This window comes from Buttiauxella cochleicola (assembly GCF_021282405.1).
In the GTDB taxonomy this organism is placed as follows: Bacteria; Pseudomonadota; Gammaproteobacteria; order Enterobacterales; family Enterobacteriaceae; genus Buttiauxella; species Buttiauxella massiliensis.
In genome coordinates this window covers 280,476-299,215 of record NZ_JAJSOU010000004.1, presented here as the reverse complement: position 1 = coordinate 299,215, position 18,740 = coordinate 280,476, and the positions used below count along the sequence as shown (strand labels likewise).

The window sequence follows — 18,740 nt, the reverse complement described above, 5'->3', positions numbered from 1 at the left end:
TTCTGTTACCCCCGTAACATAATCCCAACATCCCCATTGCGCAGAATCCATTCACCCTCATGATGTCGCCAGACTCCCTTCTGATGAGCAGAACGATGATTGCCGTTGCTTTAGTTGATGACCATGTTGTGGTGCGCTCCGGTTTTGCACAGTTACTTAGCCTCGAAACCGATATCGAAATCGTCGGGCAGTACAGCTCTGCCGCCGAGGCCTGGCCCGCGCTGATAAAAAATCAGCCCGATGTAGCCGTGCTCGACGTGGCGATGCCGGACGAAAACGGTCTAAGCCTGCTCAAACGCCTGCGCCAACAACGCCCCGGTTTCCGCGCCATCATTCTGAGCATTTATGACACCACCGCATTTGTGCAAAGTGCGCTGGATGCCGGTGCCAGCGGTTATCTCACCAAACGCTGCGGCCCGGAGGAGTTAGTACAGGCGGTTCGTTCCGTTGGTATGGGCGGTCATTATTTATGTGCGGATGCATTACGAGCGTTACGCCACGCAGGGCAACCGGCCAAAGTGCTGGAGGTTCTCACTCCACGCGAGCACGAAGTTTTCGACTTGCTGATCAAAGGCGAAAGCGTGAAGCACATTGCCGAACAGCTCAACCTTAGCCACAAAACAGTGCATGTGCATCGCGCTAACATCCTCGGCAAACTGCAATGTGAAAGCACCATCGAACTGGTGCATTTTGCCCTTGAACACCAATTGTTAACCGGGCACTAAATGTCTCGTGCGTGGCGTCATCTGCTGTTATCGCTGTTTATCGTCTTTGCCTGGGGGCTGACCTGGCTTGCCCTGTGGACGATAAGTTTTTACCTCACCGATAACGGCCAGCAGGCTACATTACTGCTACCGCAGGGCGTCCATCTCGCATTATTGATTTTGCTACATCGCCGCTATTGGCCAGCCCTTTTTATTCCGGTGATCGGGCTGCTTATTTGGCTTTGGATGCAACAGTTAATGACAGAACCCGTCATGTTGCTTTCCCCACTACTTAGCGCCATTCCTGCGCTATTAGTTCAGCACTACTGGCACCGTTTTACGCTTTACTGGCAGCGGCTTTCGCTGCTGATGGCGGCAATTACTGGCGATGCGCTACTACACACCCTGGTGCTGACGCCATTTCTGTCGAGTTCCGCTTCACAAACACTGCTGGCGGCGTTTACCGGCGGTGTGGTGCTGACGCCGTTCGTCTATTTGATTTATGAATATCTGCGTCAACAGCATCTGGAAAGCCTGCTGGCACAAGAAACACCCAATCCCCCGCTACGCACGTCGTTGCTGATCTGGTGCAGCCTGTTTTTCATCATCGGTGTAGGCGCGCAAATGGTGGTGTCGCCGGAAATCGAGCGTTTGTTGCTGATTGTGGTTTTCCTGCCAAACGTAGTCATGGCCTACAAATTTGGCTGGCAAGGCGGCGTTCTGGCAGCACTCCTTGGCAGCATGATGATTACCATTGCCCGGCAAATTGGCAGCGGCTTTAACGGCTTGATGGAGATGGAGCTTTTTCTCTCAACCCAGGCACTGTTGGGCATTGGTCTCGGGATTGCCATCAGTCGCCAGCAGCATCTGGCAAATAACCTTCATCGTTACCGCCAACGGCTGGAAGTTGAGTTACAGGCGCGCCGCGAGTTGATGGAACAACTGGTGCACACCGAAGAGGACACGCGCAAAGATCTGGCGCGGGAACTGCACGATGAAATTGGCCAGAATATTACTGCGATTCAAATCCAGTCGATGCTGGTTAAGCGCACTGCCAGCGGTGATGCGACGGTACTCGCCGCCGAGCAAATCAACCAGCTTGCCCAACGAATCCACCACTCGACCCGCCACTTATTGCGCCAGCTTCGCCCGCCGGTACTGGACGAAATTTCCCTCGATAAAGCGCTTCATCATCTGATTCAGGAGTTCGCCTTTGACGAACGCGGTATCACCTGCCGTTTACATTATGATTTACCTGGCCAGCCCGCCAGCGACCCGGTGGTGTTTACGCTCTATCGTCTGGTGCAGGAGTTGCTCAATAACATTTGCAAACACGCTGACGCACACAAGGTTGAGATCGCGTTAACTCAGCAACCCCACGGTGTGCGCCTTGAAGTCAAAGACGATGGTATCGGCTTTAGCGGCAGCACTCACACCGGCCATGGATTACAAGGGATTGCCGAACGAATCCGCGCTTTAGGCGGAGATTTGCAACTCGAAAGCCAGTCCGGCACACGCGTAATTGTTAACCTGCCCACACTTTTCCAACAAACTCAGGGATAACCAGGAATTATTCCTGGTCGGCTAAAACCTTGTCTCATCCCCTTTGCATCCGCGTTTTCTATAGTCATTTCAACCGGGAGGAATCAGATGATTTCCGAGCAAACAATCGGCCGTGATTATCGTTACTGGCGTCCACGTTTGCTGCTGTCGATGGTCGTGGGATACGCCGCATTTTACCTGACACGCAAAAGCGTCAGTTTTGTCCTTCCGGCGATGCAGCTCGATCTGGATTTAAGCAAAAGTGATATCGGCCTGCTGGGCACGCTTTTTTACCTCTCCTACGGCTTGTCGAAATTTGTCGCAGGATTGTGGCACGACCGCCGGGGCGCACGCTGGTTTATGGGCGCGGGATTACTGGCAACCGGGGTACTGAACATTCTTTTTGCCTTCGGCACTAATCTGCCGATGTTGCTGATTATCTGGACGCTCAACGGGTTCTTCCAGGGCTGGGGATGGCCGCCGTGCGCAAGGTTGCTAACGCACTGGTATTCGCGCAACGAACGCGGTTTCTGGTGGGGATGTTGGAATACCTCCATTAACCTTGGTGGTGCTGCCGTTCCGCTGATTTCCGCGCTGATGGCGCTGTGGTTCGGCTGGCAGGCATCGTTATTCGTCTCAGGGACTATTGGCATCGTCATAGGGATTTGGCTGTGCCGAAGCCTAACTGGCACACCGCAAGAGATGGGGTTACCGGCGGTTGGCGTCTGGCGACATGACCCGCTGGAAATGCGCCAGGAACAGCTCAGTCCGCCAATGCCGCAGTGGCAGATGTTTCGCAGCTCGGTGCTGCAAAACCCGATGATCTGGCTACTCGGCGTAAGTTATGTGCTGGTGTACCTGATTCGTATCGCATTGAACGACTGGGGCAACATCTGGCTTTATGAAAGCCACGGCGTGAATTTACTCAGCGCCAACGCCACGGTCATGCTGTTCGAAATGGGCGGGTTACTGGGCGCACTGTTTGCCGGGTGGGGTTCAGATTTACTGTTTCGCGGCCAGCGCGGGCCTATGATTTTACTCTTTGCGCTGGGGCTGTTTGTTTCGGTTGCCGCACTTTGGTTATCGCCAGTGCACCACTACGCATTATTAGCAGTCTGCTTTTTTGCCATCGGCTTTTTTGTTTTTGGCCCGCAGATGCTGATTGGCCTCGCCGCCGTGGAGTGCAGCCATAAACAGGCAGCAGGCAGCGTTACCGGGTTTCTGGGTTTGTTCGCCTATTTAGGTGCTGCCCTGGCTGGATGGCCGTTGTCACAGGTGATTGAGCGTTATGGCTGGTCCGGGATGTTCGCGCTGCTCACCGTTGCCGCCGCATTGATTGGATTTTTGCTGATGCCCCTGTTAATGGCGGGCATCAGCGCGCAGGACAGGAGTGTTGGTGCCATGGATCCGGCAGTTACCTTACCTCAGGACACTTAGGATAATAATATGAAACTGACCGTGCTCTCTTCTCTGGTTGCTGCGGGTGTTGCGTTGGCTACCCTGTCAGGTGCCGCGCAGGCCAAAGGCCGCTTAGTCGTGTATTGCAGCGCTACCAACGAAATGTGTGAAACCGAAACCAAAGCGTTCGGTGAAAAATACGATGTCAAAACCTCGTTTATCCGCAACGGCTCGGGCAGCACATTAGCGAAAGTCGATGCCGAGAAGAAAAACCCGCAGGCTGATGTCTGGTATGGCGGTACGCTAGACCCGCAATCGCAGGCAGGAGAAATGGATCTTCTGGAGCCGTACAAATCGGCAAACCTCGCGCAAATCATGCCAAAATTCCAGGACCCGGCTAAACGCAAAGGCAACTACTCCTCAGCAGTGTATATCGGCATTCTCGGTTTTGGCATTAACACCCAGCGCCTGAAAGAGAAGAACCTGCCGGTGCCGAAATGCTGGAAAGATCTGACCAACCCAATTTATAAAGGCGAAATCCAGGTTGCTGACCCGCAAAGCTCGGGCACCGCTTATACCGCGCTGGCAACGTTCGCCCAACTGTGGGGCGAAGATCAGGCATTCGATTACCTGAAAAAACTCAACGGTAACATCTCTCAGTACACCAAATCTGGTATTGCTCCGGCGCGTAACGCCGCGCGTGGCGAAACGGCGATTGGCATTGGCTTCCTGCACGATTATTCGCTTGAAAAAGAGAATGGCGCACCGCTGGAATTGATTTCCCCATGCGAAGGCACTGGCTATGAAATCGGCGGCGTCAGCATCCTGAAAGGCGCGCGCAATATGGACAACGCCAAACTGTTTGTTGATTGGGTGCTGTCGAAAGAAGCGCAGGAACTCTCCTGGAAAAAAGGCAAGTCTTATCAAATTCTGACCAACACCACCGCCGAAAGCTCACCGTTGTCGCTCAAGCTTGATGACCTGAAGCTCATCAACTATGACATGGACAAATACGGCGCGACTGACATGCGCAAAGCATTGATCAACAAATGGGTTAGCGAAGTAAAAATGGGTGACTAACCCATTCGCAGGTGACGGCGTCACGTCACCTGCTCCCCTCCTTTTCTTTTGGCCGATGAGGCACTTATGTCTGAAACTTTACTTTTGCGACCTACGCGAAAGCGGGACGCTATTATCTGGTGGGTGGCGCTGTGCTGGCTGGCGTTTGCCCTGCTGCCTAGCTGGAGCCTCGATTACGGGTTATTTGAATCGACAAGTGATGAGCTAATCAATGCTTACAGCTGGTCTGAAATTAACATTAGTCTACTGTGGTACGTACTACCTTCGCTGCTGCTGTTGCGCCCGTTTAATGAACTGGGGCCAGAAAAGCGCCAGCGCCACTATTTCGACGCAGGCTGGGCACTCTTTTGCATGGCCTTTGTGGTAGTCAGTGCAACCCTTACCGAGCGGGGAATGGGTTACGCCACTATTGTGCTGTTTATCGCGCTTGGTATGGTTATCACCCTCGCCCTGACCCGCCTCGAATGGCTCGGTGGCGACAGCTTTGTGATTGGTTCGCTGGTCACAATCATCGCACTGATTGGTGTGTTTATTGTCTGGCCGAGCATCGCGATTTTCATTCCGATGTTTACCAATGATGCCGGGGAGTTTGCACCGCTGGCGTTTATGGCGGTACTCAGTCAGGCGCATATCATCCAGGTAATTATCAACTCCATCGCGCTTTCGATTGCGGTGGGAATTGGCTGTACCTTCTTTGGTCTGGTGCTGGCGATTTACACCACGCGCATCGCCAAACGTAGCGCTATTATTGGCCGCATTTTCTCCATTCTGCCTATCGTGACCCCGCCGTTTGTCGTCGGCCTTGGCGTCACGCTGATGATGGGTCGTTCGGGGTATATCACCGAGTTGATGGTCGACTGGTTCGGACTGACCAACACTAACTGGCTGTACGGTTTTACCGGTATCTGGCTGGCGCAGGTTTTAGCCTTCACGCCGATGGCATTTATGATCCTCGATGGCGCGATTAAAACCATTCACCCGTCGCTGGAAGAAGCCTCTTATACCCTACGTGCTACGCGCTGGAAGACCTTTAAAGGGGTGTTTTTACCGCTGCTGAAACCAGCGCTGGCTAACGCCTTCTTGATTGTGATTGTGCAATCGCTGGCGGACTTCAGTAACCCGCTGGTACTTGGCGGTAACTTCGACGTGCTCGCCACACAAATCTATTTCTACATCACCGGCTCGCAACTCGATTACCAGGCCGCCAGCACACTCGGCGCATTCTTGCTGGTCTTCTCACTGCTGGTGTTCTGCATTCAGTATATGTGGATTGGAAAACGCTCCTACGTCACCGTTTCCGGTAAATCCAATCGTGGCGACGTACAGCCGCTTCCAGTGACGCTGGTGTGGGCGGTTGTTGCATTATTAGCGGTGTGGATTGCCTTTAACGCCCTGCTTTACGGCAGCATTTTCTACGGCAGCTTTACCGTCAACTGGGGCGTGGATTACACGCTAACGTTCGATAACTTCATCAAGCTCTTCGGCCAGGGAATGAGCGATGGCGCGTGGCCTTCACTGCTCGACACACTGCTGTACGCCGGGATTGCCGCACCAATCACCGCCTTCTTCGGCTTACTGATTGCCTGGGTTGTGGTGCGCCAGCAGTTCCGTGGCAAAAAGACCATCGAGTTCACCACAATGCTGTGCTTTGCAGTACCTGGCACCGTAGCGGGCGTGTCCTACATCCTGGCGTTTAACAGTGCGCCGGTTTACCTGACCGGAACGGCGGCGATTGTGATTATGTCGATGGTGATGCGTAACGTGCCGGTGGGGATTCGTGCCGGTATTGCCGGGCTTGGGCAAATCGACAAATCGCTCGACGAGGCCTCGCTTAGCCTGCGTGCCGGTTCAATGCGCACCATTATCAACATCCTGCTGCCATTGCTACGCCCGGCGATTCTATCCGCGCTGATTTACAGCTTTGTGCGTGCCATTACGACCGTGAGTGCCATTGTCTTCCTCGTCACACCGGATACCCGTGTGGCAACCGCCTACATTCTTAACCGCGTGGAAGATGGCGAATACGGGGTGGCGATAGCCTACGGCTCGATACTTATCGTCGTAATGCTGACCATCATTTTCATTTTTGACTGGCTGATTGGTGAAGCGCGCATTTCGCGTTCAAAAGCCAAAACCAACGCGTGATTATGGAGTAACACATGACACAACCTCATTTTGTAGAACTGCGCAATGTCACGAAGCGGTTTGGTAATAACACCGTCATTGCAGGCATTAATCTGGCAATCCCTAAAGGGGAAATGGTAACCCTGCTTGGGCCATCCGGCTGCGGGAAAACCACGGTTCTGCGCCTGGTTGCCGGGCTTGAAAAACCCACTGAAGGGCAGATTTTTATTGATGGCGAAGATGTGACACACCGTTCCATTCAACAGCGTGACATCTGCATGGTGTTCCAGTCCTACGCCCTGTTCCCGCATATGTCGCTAGGCGATAACGTCGGTTACGGGCTGAAAATGCTGGGCACGTCGCGGGGAGAAATTAAAATACGCGTCAAAGAAGCGCTGGCAATGGTGGATTTAGAGGGTTTCGAAGACCGATTTGTTGACCAGATTTCCGGCGGCCAGCAGCAACGCGTGGCACTGGCGCGTGCACTGATCCTGAAGCCGAAAGTACTGCTGTTTGATGAGCCGCTCAGTAACCTTGACGCCAACCTGCGCCGTAGCATGCGTGACAAAATCCGCGAGCTACAAAAGCAGTTCAACATCACGTCGCTGTACGTTACTCACGATCAGAGTGAAGCGTTTGCCGTGTCGGATACGGTACTGGTGATGAACAAAGGTGAAATCATGCAGATTGGCAGCCCGCAAACGCTATATCGCCAGCCCGCCTCACGCTTTATGGCGAGCTTTATGGGGGATGCAAACGTCTTCCCGGCGCGTTTTGGCAGCGATTTTGTCGAGATCCATGGCTACCGTTTACCACGCCCGCCGCAGTTGACCATCACGCAGGCGGAAGGCACGGTTGGCGTGCGTCCGGAAGCGATAACGCTGAGTGAACACGGCGACGAAAGCCAGCGTTGCGTGGTACGACATGTGGCATATATGGGGCCGCAATATGAAGTGACTGTGGAGTGGCATGGCCAGGCGCTGTTATTGCAGGTGAACGCAACACGCTTACAGCCTGACGTAGGTGACAATTATTATCTGGAGATCCATCCGTACGGCATGTTTATGCTGGCTGATGCGGCGTAAAAATAAGGGCCGCAAAATGCGGCCCTACTGGTGATGACAAGCTGTTCAGAAATGGCCACCGTGACGGGAGGCCATTTTCGATATCAACCGATCAACGCTTTTGCTTTCGCCCGGATATCAGCCAGTTCTGTGGCGTTAACTTTGCTTTTTTTCTCGACTTTTCGCGCTCGCCAGTCCACACAGGTGACTTGATCTGCTAGTGCGACGCCTTCCCGGCTCTCGGTTATTTCGACCTCAAAAGGATATCCCTTTGCTTTTGTGGTGCAAGGCACACACAACAACAGCCCCGTTTTGTTGTTATAAGCAAACGGGCTAAGTACAACCGCCGGGCGATTCACCCCTTGTTCATGCCCTTCAACAGGGTCAAAATTAATCCAGATTAAATCGCCTGCATCTGGTACATAGCGAGAAACCATCAGAGCATTTCCTTGCCAACTGGTGCGCCAAACTCCGCTTTCTCATGCTGATTTTCCGGGGTGATTCCGGCTAACAACGCATCAAGCGAATAGGCTTTCGCTCTCACCGGAACAATAATGATACGGCCATCTTCTACGGCAATATCCACAGTATCATCAACATTCAAACTAGCGGCCTGCATGATAGCGGCGGGAATGCGAACTGAAGGGCTATTACCCCATTTTTTGACGACAGATTGTGCCATGCGAGAATTCCTTTGTTGATACGTTTGTAGCAACACTAATTCAGCCAATCCAACGTGTCAACAATGTATCTACACTGTAGATTGGCAGACTAAACGGAAGAGCTCTGACTGAGTGGTCGGTATTGCGCACAATACCGACCTTTCTCTGAAGTTTTGACGTCGCTACAGCAACCCGCAGCGCTTTTTACTGCGGTCTGTAGCCTGTTGGTACAACTCAAACTCATTTGCAACCGGTGCACCGAGCGCTTGTTCAAACTCCTGGCGGCTGGAGTGACCGTGGCTGCGCGCCCCACCTTCACTCCCCAGATTCGACTGGAAAATTCCCGCAGCACTCACCGGGAGGAAATCTTCATAAATAATCGGCTGCGCCACCAACCAACCCCGTTCAATCAGCGACTGCGGATCATCACCTGGTTTGATCGCCTGGCGATGCATCTCGCCCACAGGGGTTAAACGGTAGCGGAAATAAGCCAGATCCTGGCAGCGCATTAGCGTTTCACTATCGGGCAAGCGGCTGAATACTTCCTGCAAATGCTGCTGATGGCTGAAATTATCCTGCCCGTTACCTGCTTCGTTTAGCAACTCATCGTATAACGCACGCCCTTTTGGCGTTAACGCTACACCACGCTGCTCAATTTCCCCGAAACGGGCAGTATGTGTGCCGTGATGCACACCGGCGAAAATAATCGGTTCTTCCAGCGCTTTAAAGCTGGTCTGGCGCAGCAAGATTGGGAATGTGCGGCGTGGTGGGCCTTCAATAATCGCTTTTGGCGCAATACCATATTCCGGCATCAATGCCTGAACGCGGTCGATATCTAACGTGCGCGGAGTCAGATGATTAATGTGGCAGCCACGGAAACAGACGACATCGGCAATCAGGCGATGCTGCTGGTGAAATGCCTGGTAAGTTTGCGCATCGACCGTGGCATGACTGTGCCAACGGAAGGTTTCCAGCGCCTGGCTCACAAACTCGTCGGCTTGCTCTTCGCTAAATACGCCCTGCTGGTCGTAAATATCCAGTAATGCCCGGCAACGAGGAGTGAAAATGTCACGTTCTGCGAGAATAGCTGCCGCCGTTTTACGCAATTCAGCATCGTCAATCAGCTCAAGGCGTAGCAACGAGGTGAAAATACGGAACGGATTACGTGCCAGGGCCGCGTCATCAATTGGACGAAACGCAGTGGAATGCACCGGTACGCCCGCCTGCGAAAGGTCGTAATAGCCGACTGGATACATCCCCATTACCGCAAAAATGCGCCGTAAGGTTGCCAGTTCTTCCGCTTTACCCACCCGAATTGCGCCGTGGCGCTCCACATTCAGGCGCGCCAGTTCATCGGCATTTTCTAATTGCTGTTGCAGATCGGGGTTATTTTCCAACACCGCCAGATTTACGTCAGCGACTAACTCTAACAAGGTTCCGTATTGAGGTACTTCTTGCTGGTACATCGCCGACATTGCGTGCGAAAATTTTTCCCGAATATCATCAGCCGTGATGTTGTTCGCCATAATGTCGTACTCCTGTGAATATTGCTCAAAGAGTAGAATGTCGCGCGGGGGTTTTGGGCTAAGAATTTTCGTTTTGTGATCGACTATACAGCCATAGATTATAAGTAATGTTTTTCGGGTATTTCATAGCTACAGGTTATGTAAATCAGTCTTTAAATTCACTTTAATTTAACAAGCCATTAACTGAGACTGTCGGTGGCGATATTTAAAATTAGAATGCATCGCCTCCTGTATCCCACAACTGGAGCTGGCTATGTCACAGATTTGGCAACCTCGTGAGCTTGTACATCGCGACTACGATTCCCATCCTCCGGCTTTCGCGCCGGGGTATAAAACCAGCGTGTTACGCTCACCGCGCAATGCGCTGATCTCCTTGCAGAACTCGTTGTCTGAAATTACCGGGCCAATATTTGGCGCCAAAGATCTCGACCCGCTTGATAACGACCTGATTATGAATTACGCCAAAGACGGCCTGCCAATTGGCGAACGCATTATTGTGCATGGCTACGTTCGCGATGGATTCGGCCGCCCGATGAAAAACACCCTTGTGGAGGTGTGGCAAGCCAACGCAGGCGGGCGTTATCGCCACAAGAAAGATAAGTATCTCGCCCCTATCGACCCAAACTTTGGCGGATGTGGACGTGTGTTGACCGATGAAAACGGCTATTACTTCTTCCGCACCATCAAGCCTGGCCCTTATCCGTGGCGTAACCAGGCAAGTGACTGGCGCCCTTCCCACATTCACTTTTCACTCTCCGGTGACTCTTTTGCTCAACGTCTCATCACGCAGATGTATTTCGAGGGCGACCCGCTGATTAAACAGTGCCCGATTGTGAAAACCATTAATAACGATGACGCAATTCGCACATTGATTGCCGAACTGGACACCCATGCCGCGGTGCCGCTTGATTGCCTGGCGTATCGCTTTGATTTAGTTCTGCGTGGCCAGCGAGCCACACTGTTTGAAAACCGTACTCAGGGGGCCGCGTGATGAAAGATTATTTAGCAGAAACCGCATCGCAAACGGCTGGCCCATACGTCCACATTGGTCTGGCTCCGCAAGCTGCTGGTTTTAACATTTTCGAGAAAAACTTCAGCCATGTGCTGACAAATTCCCACACCCAAGGCGAGCGGATTATCGTAGAAGGCCGGGTGTTTGACGGCTCAGGAACGCCTGTGCGCGATGTGTTGCTGGAAGTGTGGCAAGCCAACGCGGCCGGACGTTACAACCACCCTGCAGATAAACAAACAGATAAAGAACTGGATGAAGATTTCCGTGGCTGGGGACGTACCTGTTCAGATTTCGACAGTGGTATCTGGCGTTTTGACACCATCAAACCGGGTGCTGTAACCGGGCGCGACGGCCGCATTATGGCCCCGCATTTGAACCTGTGGATTGTGGCGCGTGGCATTAATATCGGCCTGAATACGCGGATGTATTTTTCCGATGAGCAAGCAGCGAATGAGGCCGACCCGGTGCTCAATATCATCGAGTGGGAAGTGCGACGTAATACGCTGATTGGGAAGCGTGAGAAGCGCGGTAATGAAGTGGTGTACACGTTTGATGTGTTTCTTCAGGGGGAGAAGGAGACGGTGTTTTTTGATGTATAGGTGGGTCACAATTCACTTGTTGGGTTGTGTCCTTTGTTAGAGTAGCGATTGTTCCGTTCACTAAACGTTCAGTGTTCCCTGTACTTACCGAAACGGTGAACGTATCAAGGGTGCTACCGCAGCACCCTTGATAATCCCGGCTCCCGGCGATTAAATCGCTGCTTCGCAGTAAACCTCCGTTTTTCCTTTCAGTCCCAGGGTCGGTTGTGACGCGCTCCCGGCGATCACAACCTCTCGCCGTTCCCGACGGCTCGACCCGGCCTTACAGTCAAAACGGAGGCGATTTATGCCGGACTCAAAGGTCAACACCGAAACCCAGGGTCAAAAGCTAGTCTGGTTTTGACCCTGGGTCCCGGTATAAATTGCCCCAGTGTTCCTCATAAGTCAGGGTTGAGCTGCCGGGAGCAGCGAAAGAGAGCGATCGCCGGGAGCGAGTCGCGAACGACCCTGAACGTTGGGGATAAGCTGGAGTTTACCGCGCAGCGGCAATTTAAAACCGGGCGGCGGGGTTGTCAGGGGGATGCCGTAATCCCCCTGACACGTTCACCGTTAACAAGTGTATCCGGGAACGCAGAATTTACGGGTGAACGGAAAACCTCCGATCACTATATATTTATTGGAACCCACCCATTTCCAATAAACCCCTCCTGACCCGAATCATTAATTTAAATTAACCTTCCCTCACCTATTGTTATAAAATATCGAGTGATGTTAATGAAATTTTGCTAGCAAGTTATCAAAATCAAACAACTTATCTTGTCAGCGCTACGGGTCTGTTTTTAACATCAGGTTATGGAAAAAAACGGTTTGTTTAGTCAGCGCATTCGCTTGCGCCATCTTCATACTTTCGTGGCTGTCGCTCAACAGGGAACTCTGGGGCGCGCGGCTGAAACACTTAATCTTAGCCAGCCTGCATTATCGAAAACACTTAATGAATTAGAGCAGCTAACCGGCACGCGTTTATTTGAGCGTGGGCGGCTTGGCGCACAAATGACGCTGATGGGTGAGCAGTTTCTGACGCATGCGGTAAAGGTGCTCGATGCGCTCAATCACGCCGGGCAATCGTTTAATCAAAAAGATGGGCAAAACACTACGGTTATCCGTGTTGGTGCGTTACCAACGGCAGCTCTGGGCATATTACCAAAAGTTATCGGCCAGTTTCACAAGCAGCAAAGTGACGTTACGCTGCAAGTCGCCACTATGAATAACACCATGCTGCTGTCGGGTTTAAAATCGGGTGAGCTGGATTTAGGCATTGGCCGAATGTCAGATCCTGAATTGATGACCGGGCTGAACTATGAACTGTTATTTCTTGAATCGTTAAAACTGGTGGTTCGTCCTGGGCACCCGCTACTGCATGAAAACATCACACTTAGCCGCGTGATGGAGTGGCCGGTGGTGGTGTCGCCAAAAGGAACGATTCCACGCCAGAATGCCGAATCACTGCTTTCAAGCCAGGGTTGTAAAATGCCTGCAGGCTGCGTTGAAACGCTTTCCGCATCTCTTTCTCGCCAGTTGACTGTGGATTATAACTACGTGTGGTTTGTGCCATCTGGCGCGGTTAAAGAAGATTTACGCCAGGGAACTTTGACCTCGTTGCCGGTGGCAACACAAGGTGCTGGTGAGCCGATTGGTATTTTGACTCGCGTGGATAAACCGCTTTCAGCGGGTGCACAAATTCTGCTCTCTTCGATTCGGAAATCTATTCCGGGTTAAATAACAAGGGTGGATGGCGCATGCGACTCATCCACTCTACAACACCGTTTTCGTAGGTCGGATTAGCGTTAGCGCCATCCGACATTAATTAACCAGCAGCATCCATCTCATCAAACACCTGTTGTGCAAGATGCATAGTAGCGTTGGCTGCGGGTAAACCGCAGTACAGTGCTGAATGCATAATCAGTTCTTTGAGCTCATCTCGCGTCACGCCGTTGTTAAAAGCCGCTCGCAGGTGCATTTTCAACTCAGCCTCACGGTTAAGCGCAATTAACATCGCGATGGTTATCATGCTGCGTGTGTGGCGCTCAAGCCCCGGACGCGTCCAGATATCGCCCCAGGCATAACGCGTAATGAAGTCCTGAAACTCCTCATTTAGCGGCGTGAGTTGTGACAACGTGCGGTCTACGTGTTTATCGCCGAGCACCGCGCGGCGCACTTCCATGCCTCGTTGATAATGTTCTTCGTCCTTCATCTCAGTCGCCCTGTTGAATAAAGTTAAGCAACGCGATGTTGAAACCGTGCGCGTCTTCAATGCTGGAGAGGTGTGAAGCCTCGATAGTGACAAGGTGCGAACCATGCACCTGCTGATGCATAAACTCACTGTCGGCCACGGTGCAAACCGGGTCGTTGGCTCCGGCGATAAACTGCATCGGTAGCGTGATATTGCCAATTTCTGCACGTAAATCCGCGGCTGCCAGTGCTTCACAACAGGCTGCATAACCTTCTGGATTGGTCTCGGCCAGGGTTGCGCATAACGCATCGACTTGCGCATGATGGTGGTGAACAAAATCATCAGTAAACCAGCGTGACGGCGCACTTTTGGCAATCGCCGACATCCCTTCGTGGCGAACAGTTCGCGCGCGTTCCAGCCAGCCACTTTGCTCACCGATTTTCGCGGCACTGTTGGCGACGGTTATCGAAAGGAACCGCTCCGGCGCAAAACACGCCAGCCAAAGGCCAGTCAAACCACCCATTGAAATCCCGCAGAAATGCGCCTGCTTAACGCCCGCATCATCCATCACGCTGAGAACATCTTCTGCCAGTTGTGGCAGTGTAGTTTTCTCGTTTTTGGTAGTACGTCCGTGGCCATGCGTGTCGTAACGCAGCACGCGGAAGTTCTCAAGCAACGCCGCCATTTGCGGCTGCCACATTTCAAGAGTGGTGCCGAGCGAGTTCGACAACACTACAACCGGTGCGCCGCTGCGCCCTTCCAGTTGATAATAAAGGCTCATTTTACCCTCCTGGTTTGTTGTGCCGCCCGCACCAGAACCTGGCTGATAAAGGTGTCGTTACTGCCAAGAGCTTGTTGCGGGTCGAGTAAATTTTCGATTTGTATCGCGGAAAGATGGGCGCTGACATCAGGATGCTGTGCGAGCAATGTCGCGAGGGGCTGATTTTCGTCCAACGCGCGATGACAAAGTTGTTCCACCAGATGGTGTGCGGCCTGTTTTCCGATTGATTTCGCCAGCGCCAGAGTCACAGATTCCGCCATAATCAAACCGTGAGTGATATCCAGGTTAGTACGCATTTTCGCGGTGTTAATCTGCATTCCCCGCATCAAATCCAGCGAGGTTTGCATCACACCGCCTGTCAGCATAATCAGCTGTGGGAGCGTTTCCCATTCGGCTTGCCAGCCGCCAAGCGCCCTTTCATGTTGCTGATTCTGGCTGGCGTACAGCGTTGCCATCATTCCCGGAATACGCATGGTGGCAGTCAGAATAGCGGCACAGCTCACCGGATTACGTTTATGGGGCATGGTGGATGAACCACCGCGCCCTTCGGCAATCGGCTCGGCTACCTCTGCAACTTCGGTTTGCATCAGTAACGAAAAATCGTTGGCGAATTTGCCGAGTGTGCTGCTGACACCTGCGAACCAGGTGGCGGCTTCCAGCAATCTGTCGCGCTGGCTATGCCACGGCGTGTCTGACTGGTTAAGCGCAAGGATGCTTGCTAACGCTTGCGCCACAGGCATGCCCTGATCTTTAAGCGATGCCAACGTACCCGCAGCACCGCCGAATTGCAGAACCAAAACACGCGGTTTTATCTCATTCAAACGCTGCTGCCAGCGCAAAAGTGCATCAAGCGTTCCTGCCAGTTTAAGACCAAAAGTAATCGGCAATGCGTGCTGCATCCAGGTGCGGCCAGCCATCACGCTATGCTGGTGTTGTTGGACTTGTGTGGCTAAAACATCGATCAACTGGCCGATATGTAACTCAGAGGCATCGAATGCAGCGCGTAGTTGCAGCACCAGTCCGGTATCAATCACATCCTGGCTGGTTGCGCCCCAGTGAACGTAACGTGCGGCCTGTTCATCTTGTTGTTTTACGTTGGCAGTGAGCTGTTTCACCAGAGGAATCGCCAGGTTTCCAGCACCTGCCGCCGCTTGCGCTAAGGCTTCACTATTGAGATTTGTGGCCTGACACTGCCCGGAAATGACATTAACCGCCGATTCCGGGATCACGCCACATTGCGCACAGGCCTGCGCCAGTGCTGCTTCAAAATCCAGCATCCCTTGTAACGTCTTCTCATCGCTGAAAATTTCAGTGAGCGATGAAGCACGCAACATTGGGGTAAACAGTGTCATGCCAGCTCCTTAAACGCGTTCAATAATCAGTGCAATCCCCTGACCGACACCAATACACATGGTACATAGCGCGTAACGCCCGCCGCTACGCTTGAGTTGATACGCGGCGGTCATCGCCAGACGCCCACCGGATGCACCAAGAGGGTGCCCAAGCGCAATGGCCCCACCATTCGGGTTTACATGTTCGGCGTCATCAGGCAGACCCAGGTCGCGCATCACCGCCAGCGCCTGTGCGGCAAAAGCTTCGTTTAATTCAATCACGTCCATTTGTGCCAACGTTAACCCGGTTTGCGCCAGCACTTTGCGCACTGCCGGAGCCGGGCCAAAACCCATAATCCGTGGCGCGACACCTGCGGTCGCCACACCAACGACTCGCGCCAGCGGCTGCAAACCATGAGTGTTGAGCGCCTGTTCGCTTGCGACCAGCAACGCACAAGCCCCATCATTAACACCTGATGCGTTTCCTGCGGTGACGGTGCCGTCGGCTCGTACCACACCTTTGAGTTTTGCCAGTGCCTCAATCGAGGTGGAACGAGGATGTTCATCCTGCTTAAACAGCAATGCTTCACCTTTGCGTTGCACGATAGAAACGGGAATTAACTCATCATCAAAAATACCCATTTCCTGAGCGCGAGCGGTGCGTAACTGGCTGCGTAAGGCAAAGGCGTCCTGATCCTCACGGTTAATATTAAAGTCAGTCGCGACGTTTTCTGCCGTTTCGGGCATCGCATCAACACCGTACTGCGCTTTCATCAGCGGGTTGATAAACCGCCAGCCGATGGTGGTGTCTTCCATTTTCATATTGCGACTAAATGCGCTTTCCGCTTTGCCCATTACAAACGGTGCGCGCGACATACTTTCCACGCCACCTGCAATCATCAGCTGCGTTTCACCGCTTTTAATCGCCCTTGCCGCAACACCCAGCGCATCAAGGCTTGAACCACATAAACGGTTGATGGTGCTTCCCGGTACCGTCTCTGGTAGCCCCGCCAGCAACAAAGCCATACGCGCCACGTTGCGGTTATCTTCCCCCGCCTGGTTTGCGCAGCCGTAAATCACATCATCAACCGCCGACCAGTCGAGATTTGGATGGCGCGCGATCAAGGCTTTCAGCGGTAATGCAGCTAAATCATCACTACGAACACTGGACAGTGTGCCACTAAAACGACCGAACGGAGTACGCACTCCATCACAGATAAATGCTTGATTCATCATAGTTCCTTACGCGCTTTCTGCCAGTTGTTCGAAGCCCAGGGTGACCGGGGTAATACGTTGTAATTCTTCAAAAGAGAGGCCGTTGAAGATTTCGCGTACCACGGGTCCCTGTGCAGTGATATCAATCACTGCGAGGTCGGTATAAATACGACTGACACAGCCGATTCCGGTGAGTGGATAAGAACAGCTATCCACCAGTTTGCATTCGCCGTCGCGGGTCAGATGATCCATCATCACAAAGACCTGGCGTGCGCCACTGGCTAAGTCCATCGCCCCGCCGACGGCAGGAATGGCATCCGGTGCGCCAGTGCTCCAGTTTGCCAGGTCACCTTGCGCGGAAACCTGGTAAGCGCCGAGTACGCAGATATCGAGATGGCCGCCGCGCATCATGGCGAACGAGTCGCCGTGGTGGAAATAGCAGCCACCGGTCAACAAAGTCACAAACTCTTTCCCGGCATTGATAAGCTCAGGATCTTCTTCCCCTTCAGCCGGTTTTGGCCCCATACCTAACAGACCATTTTCGCTGTGCAGGAAGATTTCTTTATCTGCCGGAAGGTAGTTTGCAATGCGCGTCGGCAGGCCGATGCCGAGGTTCACGTATGCGCCTTCGGGAATATCACGCGCCACGCGCTGCGCCATTTCATCACGAGTGAGTTTTTTCATTTCCAGCTCCTTAGGCGCTTTGCGCCAGCGAGTTTTCGACGGCGACCAGGCGTTTAACGAAAATACCGGGGGTGATGATGTTTTCCGGGTCAAGTTCGCCCAACGGCATAATTCGGCTGACTTCCGCGATGGTGACGGTGGCAGCTGTCGCCATGATTGGCCCAAAGTTACGCGCCGCTTTGCGGTAGACAAGATTGCCCCAGCGGTCGCCTTCATAGGCTTTGATTAAAGCGAAATCAGCTTTTAGCGGGTATTCGAGAACGTACTGGCGGCCATCGATTTCACGGGTTTCTTTACCTTCTGCGAGCGGCGTTCCAAAACCGGTTGGCGTAAACACCGCACCTAACCCCGAACCTGCCGCCTGAATACGCGCCGCCAGGTTGCCTTGTGGCACCAGCTCCAGTTCGACTTTGCCGCGTCGATACAGGTCATCAAAAATTTGTGAATCCACCTGACGTGGGAAGGAACACACCATTTTGTGCACGCGCCCGGCTTTCAATAATGCCGCCAGCCCCACTTCGCCATTGCCTGCGTTGTTGTTGATGATTGTCAGGTCGCGTGCCCCCTGTTCTATCAGGGCATCAATCAGATGGGTGGGCTGCCCGGCGGTGCCAAAACCACCAATCATAATGGTGGCTCCGTCGAAAATTCCGGCAACCGCTTCTTCAAGCGAAGCCACAGTTTTGTTGATCATCACGGTTCTCCCTGGGGTGCTTTATTCGCACAAGATTGCGTTTCTTGAACAAAATGTGACTCGCTTAACGAAGCTGGTCAAGGGCGATAATCGAAATGTAGTGCGATTATCGAACATCATGTATCTTTGTTTTCAGAGTGTGATCAACGGCGAA

Annotated in this window: 18 protein-coding genes; 9 read left to right on the top strand and 9 right to left on the bottom strand. The window is 52.9% G+C overall.

The features are described 5' to 3' along the window. The first annotated feature begins 95 nt into the window (after positions 1 to 95). From LVQ79_RS07665 to fbpC, 6 genes are all read left to right on the top strand, one after another. A complete protein-coding gene (locus tag LVQ79_RS07665; protein WP_232864484.1) occupies positions 96 to 725 on the top strand; it encodes a response regulator transcription factor in 630 nt (209 codons plus the stop codon). Next, positions 726 to 2,267 (top strand): MASE1 domain-containing sensor histidine kinase, encoded by a 1,542-nt coding sequence (locus LVQ79_RS07660; protein WP_232864483.1) that lies wholly within the window; start codon positions 726 to 728, stop codon positions 2,265 to 2,267. Positions 2,268 to 2,354: 87 nt separating this feature from the next. Continuing rightward, positions 2,355 to 3,683, top strand: a complete 1,329-nt coding sequence (uhpC, locus tag LVQ79_RS07655; protein ID WP_232864482.1) for an MFS transporter family glucose-6-phosphate receptor UhpC — start codon at positions 2,355 to 2,357, stop codon at positions 3,681 to 3,683. A 9-nt stretch (positions 3,684 to 3,692) separates the two neighbouring features. Further along, the gene (locus LVQ79_RS07650; RefSeq protein WP_232864481.1) at positions 3,693 to 4,724 is read left to right on the top strand and encodes an ABC transporter substrate-binding protein; all 1,032 of its coding nucleotides are present in this window, start codon (positions 3,693 to 3,695) and stop codon (positions 4,722 to 4,724) included. 66 nt (positions 4,725 to 4,790) lie between these two features. After that, the gene (locus LVQ79_RS07645) at positions 4,791 to 6,869 is read left to right on the top strand and encodes an ABC transporter permease (protein ID WP_232864480.1); all 2,079 of its coding nucleotides are present in this window, start codon (positions 4,791 to 4,793) and stop codon (positions 6,867 to 6,869) included. Positions 6,870 to 6,883: 14 nt separating this feature from the next. After that, on the top strand, positions 6,884 to 7,933 hold the full coding sequence (fbpC, locus tag LVQ79_RS07640; protein ID WP_232864479.1) for a ferric ABC transporter ATP-binding protein: 1,050 nt from the start codon (positions 6,884 to 6,886) through the stop codon (positions 7,931 to 7,933). Positions 7,934 to 8,016: 83 nt separating this feature from the next. Here the strand turns inward: fbpC and mazF are convergent, their stop codons facing one another. From mazF to hglS, 3 genes are all read right to left on the bottom strand, one after another. Next, positions 8,017 to 8,349, bottom strand: coding sequence for an endoribonuclease MazF (gene mazF, locus LVQ79_RS07635; protein ID WP_232864478.1), 333 nt, complete (start codon positions 8,347 to 8,349; stop codon positions 8,017 to 8,019). Then, positions 8,349 to 8,594: an AbrB/MazE/SpoVT family DNA-binding domain-containing protein gene (locus LVQ79_RS07630; RefSeq protein WP_064518659.1), complete on the bottom strand. Its 246-nt coding sequence runs from the start codon at positions 8,592 to 8,594 to the stop codon at positions 8,349 to 8,351. Before LVQ79_RS07630 ends, mazF begins: the two co-directional genes overlap by 1 nt. Before the next feature lie 162 nt (positions 8,595 to 8,756). Beyond that, on the bottom strand, positions 8,757 to 10,100 hold the full coding sequence (hglS, locus tag LVQ79_RS07625; RefSeq protein WP_154150234.1) for a 2-oxoadipate dioxygenase/decarboxylase HglS: 1,344 nt from the start codon (positions 10,098 to 10,100) through the stop codon (positions 8,757 to 8,759). Between the two features lie 253 nt (positions 10,101 to 10,353). On the opposite strand from hglS, the gene pcaH reads away from it, so the two are divergent. The 3 genes from pcaH (at position 10,354) to pcaQ (ending at position 13,427) form a co-directional block, all read left to right on the top strand. Beyond that, positions 10,354 to 11,091 (top strand): protocatechuate 3,4-dioxygenase subunit beta, encoded by a 738-nt coding sequence (gene pcaH, locus LVQ79_RS07620; RefSeq protein WP_064518657.1) that lies wholly within the window; start codon positions 10,354 to 10,356, stop codon positions 11,089 to 11,091. Continuing rightward, entirely contained in the window at positions 11,091 to 11,711 is a 621-nt protein-coding gene (gene pcaG, locus LVQ79_RS07615) for a protocatechuate 3,4-dioxygenase subunit alpha (protein ID WP_232864477.1), read from the top strand. Before pcaH ends, pcaG begins: the two co-directional genes overlap by 1 nt. A gap of 792 nt (positions 11,712 to 12,503) precedes the next feature. Further along, positions 12,504 to 13,427, top strand: coding sequence for a pca operon transcription factor PcaQ (gene pcaQ, locus LVQ79_RS07610; protein ID WP_232864476.1), 924 nt, complete (start codon positions 12,504 to 12,506; stop codon positions 13,425 to 13,427). Positions 13,428 to 13,515: 88 nt separating this feature from the next. On the opposite strand, the gene pcaC is transcribed toward pcaQ, so the two are convergent. From pcaC to LVQ79_RS07580, 6 genes are read right to left on the bottom strand one after another with little or no spacing between them, the layout of a single operon-like run. Further along, positions 13,516 to 13,902 (bottom strand): 4-carboxymuconolactone decarboxylase, encoded by a 387-nt coding sequence (gene pcaC / locus LVQ79_RS07605; RefSeq protein WP_232864475.1) that lies wholly within the window; start codon positions 13,900 to 13,902, stop codon positions 13,516 to 13,518. 1 nt (position 13,903) lies between these two features. Further along, a complete protein-coding gene (pcaD, locus tag LVQ79_RS07600; protein WP_232864474.1) occupies positions 13,904 to 14,662 on the bottom strand; it encodes a 3-oxoadipate enol-lactonase in 759 nt (252 codons plus the stop codon). After that, the gene (locus tag LVQ79_RS07595; protein ID WP_232864473.1) at positions 14,659 to 16,014 is read right to left on the bottom strand and encodes a 3-carboxy-cis,cis-muconate cycloisomerase; all 1,356 of its coding nucleotides are present in this window, start codon (positions 16,012 to 16,014) and stop codon (positions 14,659 to 14,661) included. The genes pcaD and LVQ79_RS07595 overlap by 4 nt, the downstream gene beginning before the upstream one ends. A gap of 9 nt (positions 16,015 to 16,023) precedes the next feature. Then, complete coding sequence (gene pcaF, locus LVQ79_RS07590; RefSeq protein ID WP_232864518.1) at positions 16,024 to 17,226, bottom strand: 3-oxoadipyl-CoA thiolase; 1,203 nt, start codon at positions 17,224 to 17,226, stop codon at positions 16,024 to 16,026. A gap of 9 nt (positions 17,227 to 17,235) precedes the next feature. Continuing rightward, entirely contained in the window at positions 17,236 to 17,892 is a 657-nt protein-coding gene (locus tag LVQ79_RS07585) for a 3-oxoacid CoA-transferase subunit B (protein WP_232864472.1), read from the bottom strand. Between the two features lie 10 nt (positions 17,893 to 17,902). Beyond that, entirely contained in the window at positions 17,903 to 18,586 is a 684-nt protein-coding gene (locus LVQ79_RS07580; RefSeq protein ID WP_232864471.1) for a 3-oxoacid CoA-transferase subunit A, read from the bottom strand. Positions 18,587 to 18,740 lie beyond the last annotated feature (154 nt).